Source organism: Staphylococcus sp. HMSC34G04 (genome assembly GCF_001838765.1).
In the GTDB taxonomy this organism is placed as follows: Bacteria; Bacillota; Bacilli; order Staphylococcales; family Staphylococcaceae; genus Staphylococcus; species Staphylococcus epidermidis.
The window spans coordinates 111,283-124,076 of the sequence record NZ_KV838719.1; the positions used below are offsets into that span (position 1 = coordinate 111,283).

General features: G+C 32.2%; 10 protein-coding genes. 7 read left to right on the plus strand and 3 right to left on the minus strand.

The features are described from left to right. Positions 1-117: 117 nt before the first annotated feature. Both HMPREF3241_RS04060 and HMPREF3241_RS04065 read left to right on the plus strand, forming a co-directional pair. Positions 118-1,065 (plus strand): class I SAM-dependent methyltransferase, encoded by a 948-nt coding sequence (locus tag HMPREF3241_RS04060; protein WP_002474990.1) that lies wholly within the window; start codon positions 118-120, stop codon positions 1,063-1,065. A gap of 88 nt (positions 1,066-1,153) precedes the next feature. Further along, a complete protein-coding gene (locus HMPREF3241_RS04065; RefSeq protein ID WP_002496778.1) occupies positions 1,154-2,407 on the plus strand; it encodes an acetate kinase in 1,254 nt (417 codons plus the stop codon). Between the two features lie 137 nt (positions 2,408-2,544). Here the strand turns inward: HMPREF3241_RS04065 and HMPREF3241_RS04070 are convergent, their stop codons facing one another. Next, positions 2,545-3,045: a universal stress protein gene (locus HMPREF3241_RS04070; RefSeq protein ID WP_002457820.1), complete on the minus strand. Its 501-nt coding sequence runs from the start codon at positions 3,043-3,045 to the stop codon at positions 2,545-2,547. Between the two features lie 147 nt (positions 3,046-3,192). Between HMPREF3241_RS04070 and ald the strand changes: the two genes are divergently transcribed. Beyond that, the gene (ald, locus tag HMPREF3241_RS04075) at positions 3,193-4,308 is read left to right on the plus strand and encodes an alanine dehydrogenase (RefSeq protein WP_002446670.1); all 1,116 of its coding nucleotides are present in this window, start codon (positions 3,193-3,195) and stop codon (positions 4,306-4,308) included. Positions 4,309-4,370: 62 nt separating this feature from the next. On the opposite strand, the gene HMPREF3241_RS04080 is transcribed toward ald, so the two are convergent. Then, positions 4,371-5,426, minus strand: coding sequence for a M24 family metallopeptidase (locus tag HMPREF3241_RS04080; protein WP_002474995.1), 1,056 nt, complete (start codon positions 5,424-5,426; stop codon positions 4,371-4,373). A gap of 171 nt (positions 5,427-5,597) precedes the next feature. Between HMPREF3241_RS04080 and HMPREF3241_RS04085 the strand changes: the two genes are divergently transcribed. Beyond that, entirely contained in the window at positions 5,598-6,287 is a 690-nt protein-coding gene (locus tag HMPREF3241_RS04085) for a metal-dependent hydrolase (RefSeq protein WP_002446668.1), read from the plus strand. A 261-nt stretch (positions 6,288-6,548) separates the two neighbouring features. Here the strand turns inward: HMPREF3241_RS04085 and HMPREF3241_RS04090 are convergent, their stop codons facing one another. Next, on the minus strand, positions 6,549-6,962 hold the full coding sequence (locus tag HMPREF3241_RS04090) for a universal stress protein (protein WP_002446667.1): 414 nt from the start codon (positions 6,960-6,962) through the stop codon (positions 6,549-6,551). 197 nt (positions 6,963-7,159) lie between these two features. Between HMPREF3241_RS04090 and HMPREF3241_RS04095 the strand changes: the two genes are divergently transcribed. The 3 genes from HMPREF3241_RS04095 to HMPREF3241_RS04105 are packed head-to-tail and all read left to right on the plus strand — an operon-like array spanning position 7,160 to position 12,652. Then, complete coding sequence (locus HMPREF3241_RS04095) at positions 7,160-8,458, plus strand: DRTGG domain-containing protein (RefSeq protein ID WP_002446666.1); 1,299 nt, start codon at positions 7,160-7,162, stop codon at positions 8,456-8,458. A gap of 34 nt (positions 8,459-8,492) precedes the next feature. After that, positions 8,493-9,431, plus strand: coding sequence for a DHH family phosphoesterase (locus HMPREF3241_RS04100; protein ID WP_002457815.1), 939 nt, complete (start codon positions 8,493-8,495; stop codon positions 9,429-9,431). Positions 9,432-9,454: 23 nt separating this feature from the next. After that, on the plus strand, positions 9,455-12,652 hold the full coding sequence (locus HMPREF3241_RS04105) for a DNA polymerase III subunit alpha (protein WP_002446664.1): 3,198 nt from the start codon (positions 9,455-9,457) through the stop codon (positions 12,650-12,652). Positions 12,653-12,794 lie beyond the last annotated feature (142 nt).

Genomic DNA, 12,794 nt, shown 5'->3' on the forward strand with positions numbered 1-12,794 from the left:
TATTGACAGTAAAAAGTTTTAGTGTCCATACTTGTTCGAGTAGTAAATTAATTATTTAGAGTTAATTCATACTATCAATCACGGATGGACACTTTTTTAAATAGAAAGGGATATTTTATGTCTGAAGAAAACACTATAATGGAACGTCTATTTCATACATTAGACGATAAAGCTAAAGTCTTAAACAAAGAAAATGGACAAAGTTTTATCGAAAATTTAGGGCTAGCTATGGAAGATATATATACAAACCAAAGAGAACTTTTAGAGCAAGCAACGCTTCAAGATAGAAGGAAAGCTTTTCAATTTGCATATTTAAGTTTATTACAAGAAGAAAATATTCAAGCTAATCATCAGATTACGCCTGATTCTATTGGACTCATTCTCGGTTTTCTTGTTCAACGCTTTTTAGAACATAAAGAGGAAATGCACATTGTAGATATTGCAAGTGGGGCAGGTCATCTAAGTGCAGCAGTGAAAGAAGTACTTTCTGATAAAACAATTATGCACCATCTGATAGAGGTCGATCCAGTGCTATCACGTGTAAGTGTGCATTTGGCCAATTTTTTAGAGATACCATTTGACGTTTATCCTCAAGATGCGATTATGCCATTACCATTGGAAGAGGCAGATGTCGTGATTGGAGATTTCCCAATAGGATACTATCCTTTAGATGAACGTAGTAGAGAAATGAAGTTAGGTTTCGAAGAGGGACACAGTTATTCCCATCATCTGTTAATCGAACAATCTATTAATGCGCTAAAAGGGGCAGGTTATGCATTTTTAGTTGTTCCTAGTCATCTCTTTGAAGATGATAAAGTGAAACAGTTGGAAAATTTCATTGCTACAGAGACTGAGATGCAAGCATTTTTAAATTTACCTAAAACTTTATTTAAAAATGAAAAAGCACGTAAATCTATATTGATTTTACAAAAGAAAAAATCAGGAGAAACTCGACCAGTTGAAGTCTTATTAGCAAATATCCCTGATTTTAAAAATCCTCAACAATTTCAAGGTTTCATTTCTGAATTGAATCAGTGGATAGTCACAAATCATACAAAAAAATAGTCTGTAACAATATAGTATTCAAACTGTATTAATGATAAAATGATTATGTGAAAAATATAACTAAACAAATGATGGAGGACAATGTCTTATGTCAAAATTAATTTTGGCGGTAAATGCTGGTAGCTCATCTTTAAAGTTCCAGCTAATTAAGATGCCTGAAGAAAAACTAGTAACTAAAGGTGTGATAGAACGTATTGGTTTAAGCGATTCTATTTTCACCATTCATGTTAATGGCGAGAAGCTTACTGATATCAGAGATATCCATAATCATGAAGAAGCCGTTAATATAATGTTAGATAGTTTTAAAGAACATGAAATGATTAAAGACATCACTGATATTCAAGGAACAGGTCATCGTGTTGTGCACGGTGGCGAAACTTTCCCTAAATCAGTTGTTGTTACTGATGATGTAGAATCTCAAATTGAAGAATTAAGTGAATTAGCACCTTTACACAATCCAGCTAATTTAATGGGTATTAGAGCTTTTAGAAAGTTATTACCAGAAATCCCACATGTTGCGGTGTTTGATACTTCTTTCCACCAAACTATGCCTGAACAAGCTTATTTATATAGCTTGCCATATCATTACTATGAAGACTATGGTATACGTAAGTATGGTTTCCACGGCACAAGTCATAAATATGTATCTCGTAGAGCTGCTCAAATTGTTGGTAGACCAATTGAAGATTTAAGAATTATTTCTTGTCACATCGGTAACGGTGCATCTATTGCAGCTATAGACGGTGGAGAATCTATTGATACATCTATGGGATTCACACCACTTGCTGGTGTAACAATGGGGACTCGTTCGGGGAATCTTGATCCAGCTTTAATACCATTCATTATGGAAAAAACAGGTAAAACAGCTGATGAAGTATTAGAAATACTTAATAAAGAATCAGGATTATTAGGTCTTACTGGGACATCAAGTGATTTGCGTGATTTAACTGAAGAAGCAAAACATGGACGTCAACGTTCACGTGTTGCACTAGATTTATTTGCTTCAAAAATTCACAAATATATTGGTTCTTATGCAGCTAGAATGCATGGTGTAGATATTATTGTATTTACTGCAGGAATAGGTGAAAACTCACATATTATTCGTGGTAAAGTTTTAGAAGGACTTGAGTTTATGGGTGTTTATTGGGATCCTAAGAAGAATGAAAGTTTACATGGTGAAGAAGGTTATATTAATTATCCACATTCACCTGTAAAAGTACTTGTTGTACCTACTGATGAAGAAGTAATGATATCTCGTGACGTGATTAAATATGGTAAACTTAATGATAATACACCCAAAAAAGAAGAATTTAATACCAACGAAAGTATCGAAGTGAATTAATTTTAAAAATAGGATTAATGAATTCAAATAGTATCTTTTTCTATATGTATTAAAAAATTTTAGTACATATAAAAATACTGCCGGTTAAGTTAGTAAACTACAACCGGCAGTATTTTTTATTTTATCTATAACAGTGACTAATCTTGATATTTTTCACGTAATTGAGATGTTGCTACTTGAGGTTGGAAATCTTCAGGCATTTCTTCTGTACGTACAACTAATACGTCACAAGGTGCATGTCGAACAATCGCTTCTGATACAGAGCCAACAATAAAACGTTCTACCGCATTTAAACCTGATGTACCACTCATAATCAAATCAGCACCAACATCATGCGCTAATTTTTTAGGTATAATTGCTTTAGGTGAGCCGAATTCTAAACGTGTGTCAACATTTTTTACACCTGCATTTGTGGCTACTTCTTTATAACCTTTAAGTAATTCTTCGGAGAAATGCTTTGATTTTTCTGTGAATTGAGCATCATATACTTCATAAGAAGAATACGTACGTGAGTCAATTACATTCACAATAGTTAATTGAGCATCGTTACGTTTAGCAACACCGACAGCTTTGTTAAAAGCCCATTCTGCTTCATGAGATCCATCGACTGCGATTAATATATTTTTATAAGAAATCATCATTATTGCCCCCTTTATCTTTCTTAATTCTATTTTAACACAATAAACAGAATATTTAATTAATAATAATTACAAAATTATGTCATTATATGTTATCGTTTGCCGTTTTGATAAGGACACGATACGATAAGGTTGGAGGTAGATAATATGAAAATTGGGATTCCTAAAGAAATAAAGAATAATGAGAATCGAGTGGGGTTATCACCAAGTGGTGTACATGCACTTGTAGACCAAGGACATGAAGTTTTAGTAGAAACAAATGCTGGTCTAGGATCTTACTTTGAAGATGGTGATTATCAAGAAGCCGGTGCCAAAATTGTTGATGAGCAGTCAAAAGCTTGGGATGTTGATATGGTCATCAAAGTCAAAGAACCACTTGAATCAGAATACAAATTCTTTAAAGAAGAGTTAATCTTATTTACTTATTTACACCTTGCGAATGAACAGAAATTAACTCAGGCACTTGTGGACAACAAGGTTATATCTATTGCTTATGAAACTGTACAATTACCAGACGGTTCTTTACCGTTATTAACACCAATGAGTGAAGTGGCTGGTAGAATGTCTGCACAAGTGGGAGCTGAATTTTTACAAAGATTTAATGGAGGTATGGGTATCTTACTAGGTGGCATACCTGGAGTGCCTAAAGGTAAAGTCACTATTATTGGTGGCGGTCAAGCAGGAACAAATGCAGCTAAAATAGCTTTAGGGTTAGGTGCTGAAGTGACAATTTTAGATGTTAACCCTAAACGTTTAGAAGAATTAGAGGACTTGTTTGATGGCAGAGTAAGAACAATAATGTCCAATCCATTAAATATAGAAATGTATGTAAAAGAAAGTGATTTAGTCATTGGAGCAGTTCTGATTCCAGGTGCTAAAGCGCCAAACTTAGTGACTGAAGATATGATAAAAGAAATGAAAGATGGATCAGTGATTGTAGATATTGCGATAGATCAAGGTGGAATCTTTGAGACTACTGATAAAATTACAACGCACGATGCCCCAACTTATACTAAACATGGTGTCGTGCATTATGCTGTGGCTAATATGCCAGGCGCCGTTCCACGTACATCTACAATTGGATTGAACAATGCAACATTACCTTATGCGCAATTATTGGCTAATAAAGGTTATCGTGAAGCATTCAAAGTAAATCATCCATTATCTTTAGGTCTAAATACATTTAATGGACACGTGACTAATAAGAATGTAGCCGATACATTTAATTTTGAATATACTTCAATTGAAGATGCATTGAAATAATGCGTGAAATTTACCCCAAGCTTCATTCATGTGAATGAAGCTTGGGGCTTATTGTGGTTTTGTTATTTTTCGTATTGAGTTAATATTTCATAACCATTTTCAGTTACTAAAATATCATCTTCAATTCTAACACCAGCCACATGAGGGACATATACGCCAGGCTCTATAGTAATAACCATTCCTGCTTCAAGTTTATTATTATTTACACTTGATATATCTTGATATTCATGTTCTTCAAGGCCTAATCCATGACCTAGTCTATGCGGAAAGTAATCACCATAACCTGCTTCTTGGATTATATCTCTTGCTATTTTATCAATATCTTTGATGGTAACTCCTGGTTTAATAGATTTAATTGCTTCCGTTTCTGCTTTTAAAACAATGTTATATATATTTTGTGCTTCCTTATTAGGTTTGCCAAAATGAATTGTGCGTGTCATATCACTGCAATAATGATGGTATACAACACCTAAATCAAATAGTACAAACTCATTTTGCTTTAATTTTCTGTCACCGGGTGTACCATGTGGTGAAGCAGCATGGTCACCGAAGAGTACCATCGTGTCGAAACTCATTTCATTAACGCCATATTTTTTTATTTCATTTTCGATATGGTTGACAACTTCTCTTTCTTCTACACCTTCTTTAAGAAAGGATTTACCAATTTCAATACATTTATCAGCTAACGCAGCTGCCTTTTTTATATTGATAATTTCATCTTCTGATTTGATATTACGTAAGTCCTTGATTGATTGATCAACATCTTGATAGTGTTCTATATTAAACGCTTTTGTTAATTCTCTTTGACGTTTAACTGTAAGATGTTCACTTTCAATGAGCATTTTAGAGAAAGTTTTAGAGTATTTGTCGAATGGGTTTTCAGTATCTAAATAACCGACGATTTTACCTTTAAACGGTGATTGTTTTACTTCTTCAACTTCCATTTTTGGACAAAATAAAACAGGCTCTTCATTTGATGGAATGAGCAAAGCGAAGAGTCTTTCATGTGGCTCACTTCGATACCCAGTAAAGTAAAAGATGTTTAAGGGTGTCGTAATCCATGCTGCATCAGCATCTTCTTGTTGTAAAACTTTTTTGATTTCTTCTATTTTAGTCATATAATGAACCTCCATCATGTGATGATATATTAATTCTATGCTAATAAGATATAGTTTTCAAAAAGTAAGAGTTATTGATTGAACTAAACAAGCTAAATAGCTCACTAGTGTTATAAATGTGACTGTTAGGGTATACTGTTAAAAGATATTACTTTTAGGAGGGAAACTCTTATGAAACTTTCATTTCATGGTCAATCAACAATTTATTTTGAAGGTAACGGCAAGAAAGTTATAGTTGATCCATTTATCTCTGGCAACGATAAATGTGACCTAGATGAACAAACGTTAGAGGTAGATTACATTATCTTAACACATGGTCACGCTGACCATTTTGGTGATGTAGTTGAATTGGCCAATCGTAACCATGCAACTGTGATTGGTTCGGCAGAATTACAAGGATATTTATCTACTTATCACGGAGTCGAAAATGTTCATGGCATGAACATTGGTGGGAAAGCTAAATTTGATTTTGGAACAGTCAAATTTGTTCAAGCATTCCATAGTTCTAGTTTTACACATGAAAATGGTGTGCCCGTATATTTAGGTATGCCTATGGGAATAATTGTCGAAGCTGAAGGTAAGACTATCTATCATACTGGGGATACAGGATTATTTAGTGATATGAAATTGATAGCAGATAGACACCCAGTTGATGTATGTTTTGTTCCTATTGGAGATAACTTTACCATGGGAATAGAAGATGCTAGTTACGCTATTAATGAATTTATTAAGCCTACAATCAGTGTTCCTATTCATTACAATACATTCCCGTTAATTGAACAAGATCCAGAGCAATTTAAGGATGCAGTTCAGGTAGGGGAAGTGCAAATTCTCAATCCAGGAGAATCAGTGGAATTTTAATTATTTGTCTAAATGACATATAGCTTTTGGTTTTTAAGTCATTTTCTAAAAGTACAACGTTAATTAAAATTTAACAGTAGTAAGTTGATATTTTGAATTTAAGAAATATAAATAAGAGCCTGAGACACACATAATGTCTCAGGCTTCCTAATGTTGTGGCAAGTCGATTGCTGAATAAAAATTGAAATTATATCAAACCTTTTAATACAAATACTAACTCATTTATTATAGTTTTGGTATTTTAGGTTACGAGTATGTCGTTTATTTAACTATTAAAACAGGAATAGTAGCACGTTTAGCTACTTTATGACTTACGCTACCTAAAACAAATTTCTTATTGTCTTCAGCTTTTCGGTTACTAAGAACAACAATTTCATATTTACCACTATTCGCAAATTTTAATAGCTCATCCTTAGCATTGCCTCTCACAATAACTTCATCATAATCAATGCCGTAGTCTTCTAAAGTTTTAAGTGTACTTTCTAAACCTTTAGAACGTTTTTCGGTTAGCTTATCTAAATGTACGCCAGCTCTGATTGACGCTTGAGCATCTTGCTCATTAATGGCATTTAAAACTGTGACGATAGTACCTTCACCTGCTAAACGAGACACCTCTTTAAGAGCTTTCTCATTTTTAATTTGAGTGTCTACCCCAAGTAGAATATGTTTATACATAAATCATCCCTCCTCAACTTTATTTTAGTAAAGTTTTAGTGTGATTTCCATTAATATTTAAATATTTTGAATATAATCTTTAACGGTAATTTATATTGATTAATATTTAGTATTTTAGAATGATTGAACAATGATTTTTTGTACATTAAAAGTTATAATGATAAAAAGACTGTTATAAAGATATAAGAGGTAACGGGATGACAAAGAATGAACAAATAATTAAACATATTGAATCTTTATCAATAGGCTCTAAAATCTCTGTGCGAAAAATTGCTAAAGATCTTAATGTGTCTGAAGGTACTGCGTACAGAGCAATTAAAGATGCGAGTCAACTTGGAATTGTAGCAACTATTGACAGAGTTGGTACTGTTAGAATCGAGAAACGAAATAGAGAAAATTTAGATAACTTAACGTTTAATGAAATTGCAAATATTGTTGAGGGTCAAATACTTGCCGGTAGAGCTGGACTTAATAAATCAGTTTCAAAATTTGCAATAGGAGCAATGCAATTTGATGATATTCTGAAATATATAGGCAAACACACATTATTAATTGTTGGAAATAGAGAAAATGTACAGATTGAAGCTTTAAAACGAGAAACTTCAATACTCATCACAGGTGGTTTTCGTCCAAGTGCTGAAATTATACGATATGCAGATGAGCATGAATTGCCAATTATTTCTTCAAGTTATGATACATTCTTAGTTGCTAATATCATCAATAAAGCAATGTTTAATCAGAAAATACGCAAAGAAATACTTGTGGTTGAGGATATAGTTAAACCAATCAATGAATTATCAGTGTTATTTGATTCAATGACAATTCATGATTACAAAAAAATAGCAAATGAAACTGGCCATACAAGGTTTCCTATAGTAAACGAAGAATTTAAATTAGTAGGTATAGTAACAAGTAGAGAAATCATCAATATGAACGAAGAAGATCTATTAGGTAAGGTTATGACTAAAAATCCATTGAGTGTTAAATTAACAAATACGGTTGCTAGTTGTGCCCATTTATTAATTTGGGAAGGGATTGAATTATTACCAGTAACTGATAATAATAAAAAAGCTGTCGGTGTAATTAACAGACAGGATGTTTTAAAATCAATGCAATTATTAGGTAGACAACCTCAAATTGGTGAAACAGTGAATGATCAAATTGCTAAACATATTTCAATACATCAACAAGGAATAAATGTCGACGTATCTCCACTCATTACAAATCATTACGGTACTTTAAGTAAAGCAGTATTTGTTGGAATTATTGAGGAAACGATTCGTCACGAAATGAGAAAGTATAAAAAAGGTAATGTCATGATAGAAAGTATGAGTATTATCTATATTAAGACTGTACCAATTGAATCTTCTATTGAAGTACATTATGAAATGTTAGATGTTGGACGATATTTTGCTAAATTAGAAGTTACTATGATTAATAATGGTGAAAAAGTTGCTAATGCCTTAGTAATTTGTCAAATGTTTGATGGGTTTTAAAATAATATTTAGAAATTTAAAGGGAGTAATTAAAATGGAAGTAAAAATGAATGAAATAATGGAAGCATTAGAACAAAGTGAGTTAATTATTATTCACAGACATCTAAGACCTGATCCAGACGCATATGGTTCGCAATTAGGTTTGAAATATTACTTGCAAAAGAAGTTTCCAGATAAACAAATTTATGCTGTAGGAACTAATGAAGATTCTTTGAAATTTATAGGTTTGATGGATGAAATTGACAATGATATGTATAAGAAAGCGACTGTAGTTGTATGTGATACGGCAAATGCACCAAGAATAGATGACCAACGTTATGATACAGGTACCAAACTTTTAAAAATTGATCATCATCCTGCTACTGATCAGTATGGAGATATAAACTATGTTAATACCAAAGCTTCTTCCACTAGTGAAATAATTTACGAATTCATTTCACATTTCAACGATGAACATATCATTGATGAACAAGTTGCTAGATTGTTATATCTTGGCATCGTCGGTGATACTGGACGTTTTTTATTTAATAATACTACACCACGGACAATGCAAATTGCTGGAAAATTACTTACATATCCTTTTGATCACAACCAAGAATTAAACAAAATGTCTGAAAAAGATCCGAAACTATTACCATTTCAAGGCTATATATTGCAAAATTTTGATTTAAATGATAAGGGATTCTGCAAAGTTAAAATAACTAAAGACATACTTGAAAAATTTCAAATACAACCTAATGAAGCGTCTTTATTTGTAAATACAATCGCCGATATTCGAGGATTAAAAATATGGATGTTTGGCGTTGATGAAGGAGATCAAATCAGATGTAGGTTGCGTTCTAAAGGTCATATTATTATTAATGATGTCGCTAATACATTTGGTGGTGGTGGACATCCAAATGCATCTGGAGTTTCAGTAAATAGTTGGGAGCAATTCGAGCAACTCGCCGAAGCTTTAAACGACAAGTTATAATTTTTAAAAGGAGGTAAGAGACCATGGAAGCACATTTAAATATTCATACTTCTTTTGACCTGTTAGATTCTAGTTTGAGAATTGATGCATTAATAGATAAAGCTAAAAAAGAAGGATACCGTGCGCTTGCAATAACCGATACAAATGTATTGTACGGTTATCCAAAGTTTTATGATGCTTGTATTGCAGCCCACATACATCCCATATTTGGTATGACTATATATTTAACGGATGGTCTCTATACTATTGAAACAGTTGTTTTAGCAAAAAATAATCAAGGACTCAAGTCATTATACCAACTTTCTTCTGCTATAATGATGAAAAATAAAGAAGAAGTACCTATTGAATGGCTAAAAAAATATGATAAACATTTAATTATCATATTTAAAGAGGCTGAGTTGTCTCATAAGCAAATCATTGATGCGTTTGAAGGTAAGAAAGAATTGTATTTAAATCATAATAGTAATAATACATTGACTGGCAAACGTGTATGGATGCAATCTGCAAGATATTTAAATGAAGATGATGCTGAAACCATTCCAGCTTTACATGCCATAAGAGATAATACTAAGTTAGATTTAATACATGAGAAAGAAACACTTGATGAACATTTTCCTAGTATGGAAGAACTTCAAACACTAAATCTTAGTGAAGATATGATTGCTAACACGAATGAAATTGAAAAATTATGCCAAGCAGAAATTGCATACCATCAATCACTGTTGCCACAATTTGTGACACCTAATGGTGAGACTTCGAAAGATTATCTTTGGACAATACTTATACATAGGTTACAAAAATGGGAACTTAATGACAAAACTTATTTCGATCGGTTGAAACATGAATATAAAATTATTACTGATATGGGTTTCGAGGATTATTTTCTTATTGTAAGTGATTTGATTCATTTTGCTAAAACACATGAAGTGATGGTTGGGCCAGGTCGTGGTTCATCAGCGGGATCATTGGTAAGTTATTTATTAGGTATTACTACGATAGACCCGTTAAAATATAATCTTTTATTTGAAAGATTTCTTAATCCTGAACGTGTAACTATGCCAGATATTGATATTGATTTTGAAGACACGAGACGTGAAAAAGTAATTAAGTATGTACAAGATAAATATGGTGAACATCATGTATCAGGTATTGTGACATTTGGACATCTGTTAGCCCGTGCTGTTGCTAGAGATGTAGGAAGAATAATGGGTTTTGATGAAACGAGTTTAAATGAGATTTCAAAACTTATTCCACATAAATTAGGTATAACTCTTGAAGAAGCATACCAGAAGCCAGAGTTTAAAGCATTTGTTCATCGTAATCATAGAAATGAACGTTGGTTTGAAGTAAGTAAAAAGTTAGAAGGCTTACCAAGACATACGTCGACACATGCTGCAGGTATCATTATCAATGATCAACCATTATTCAAATTTGCGCCATTAACAACTGGTGATACAGGATTATTAACGCAGTGGACTATGACAGAAGCGGAACGTATAGGATTATTAAAAATTGATTTCTTGGGATTACGCAATCTATCAATTATTCATCAAATTATTTTACAAGTTAAAAAGGATTTAAATATAAATATTGATATAGAAGCCATTCCTTATGATGATAAAAAAGTGTTTGATTTATTATCAAATGGGGACACTACAGGTATTTTTCAATTGGAATCAGAAGGCGTTAGAAGCGTATTAAAAAGATTGCAACCTGAACATTTTGAAGATATCGTAGCTGTCACATCATTATATAGACCAGGGCCAATGGAAGAAATACCAACTTATATAACCCGTAGACATAATCCTAACCAAGTTGCTTATTTACATCCTGATTTAGAACCAATCTTAAAAAACACATATGGTGTTATCATTTATCAAGAACAAATTATGCAGATTGCAAGTCAAGTTGCTGGCTTTAGTTATGGTGAAGCAGATATTTTAAGAAGAGCAATGAGTAAAAAGAATCGTGCAATCTTAGAGAGTGAGCGTCAACATTTCATAGATGGTGCAAAAAATAATGGTTACGGTGAACAGATAAGTAAGCAAATTTTTGATTTAATACTTAAGTTTGCTGATTATGGGTTCCCACGTGCCCATGCTGTTAGTTACTCAAAAATTGCATACATAATGAGCTATTTAAAAGTGCACTATCCTCATTATTTTTATGCAAATATCTTGAGTAATGTAATAGGAAGTGAAAAAAAGACTGCAGCTATAATTGACGAAGCTAAGCATCAAAGAATTAGCATTTTGCCTCCCAATATTAATCAAAGTCATTGGTATTATAAGGCAAGTAATAAAGGAATATATTTGTCTTTAGGTACAATTAAAGGAATTGGATATCAAAGCGTTAAATTAATTATTGATGAGCGCCAGCAGAATGGACCTTATAGAGATTTCTTTGATTTTTCAAGACGTATACCTAAAAGGGTGAAAAATAGAAAATTACTTGAGTCTCTTATCTTAGTAGGCGCATTCGACACTTTTGGCAAAACTAGAGCGACATTATTACAAGCAATTGATCAAGTATTAGATTTAAATTCTGATGTTGAACAAGATGATATGCTTTTCGATCTTTTAACTCCTAAACAATCATATGAAGAAAAAGAGGAACTGCCTGATCAATTATTAAGTGATTATGAAAAAGAATACCTAGGATTCTATATTAGTAAACATCCAGTTGAAAAGAAATTTGAAAAGAAACAATATTTAGGTATATTTCAATTGTCTAATGGAAGTCACTATCAACCTATACTTGTTCAATTTGACCATATCAAACAAATAAGAACGAAGAATGGTCAAAATATGGCATTTGTAACTATGAATGATGGAAGAACGATGATGGATGGAGTGATTTTCCCAGATAAGTTTAAAAAATACGAAACTTCTATTTCAAAGGAACAGATGTATATCGTATTGGGTAAATTTGAAAAGCGTAATCAGCAAATGCAACTTATCATCAATCAACTTTTTGAAGTTGAAGCGTATGAACAAACAAAATTGTCTAATTCGAAAAAAGTTATTTTACGTAATGTAACCCATCTTGAACCACAATTTGAACATTCAAAAGTGCAATCTAATAAACAACATGCATTAAATATTTATGGTTTTGACGAATGTGCAAATAAGATGACAATGTTGGGACAAATTGAACGTCAACCTCAAAATTTTGATCTATTAATACAAACTTATTCACCAGCTGATATTAGGTTTATTTAACTTTTAACGATTTTTAAATTATGATATAGTTAACTGATGATTATTTCTTAATCATCAGTTTTTCTTTTATAATTATTTTTTGTTCTGATTTAACACACTAAATCTGTTTTATCAGCAGAAGAAATAATTTGAATTGCAACAT

Coding starts and splice junctions, on each gene's coding strand:
- HMPREF3241_RS04060 (WP_002474990.1), top strand. CDS start 118: ATGTCTGAAGAAAACACTATAATGGAACGTCTATTTCATACATTAGAC.
- HMPREF3241_RS04065 (WP_002496778.1), top strand. CDS start 1,154: ATGTCAAAATTAATTTTGGCGGTAAATGCTGGTAGCTCATCTTTAAAG.
- HMPREF3241_RS04070 (WP_002457820.1), bottom strand. CDS start 3,045: ATGATTTCTTATAAAAATATATTAATCGCAGTCGATGGATCTCATGAA.
- ald (WP_002446670.1), top strand. CDS start 3,193: ATGAAAATTGGGATTCCTAAAGAAATAAAGAATAATGAGAATCGAGTG.
- HMPREF3241_RS04080 (WP_002474995.1), bottom strand. CDS start 5,426: ATGACTAAAATAGAAGAAATCAAAAAAGTTTTACAACAAGAAGATGCT.
- HMPREF3241_RS04085 (WP_002446668.1), top strand. CDS start 5,598: ATGAAACTTTCATTTCATGGTCAATCAACAATTTATTTTGAAGGTAAC.
- HMPREF3241_RS04090 (WP_002446667.1), bottom strand. CDS start 6,962: ATGTATAAACATATTCTACTTGGGGTAGACACTCAAATTAAAAATGAG.
- HMPREF3241_RS04095 (WP_002446666.1), top strand. CDS start 7,160: ATGACAAAGAATGAACAAATAATTAAACATATTGAATCTTTATCAATA.
- HMPREF3241_RS04100 (WP_002457815.1), top strand. CDS start 8,493: ATGGAAGTAAAAATGAATGAAATAATGGAAGCATTAGAACAAAGTGAG.
- HMPREF3241_RS04105 (WP_002446664.1), top strand. CDS start 9,455: ATGGAAGCACATTTAAATATTCATACTTCTTTTGACCTGTTAGATTCT.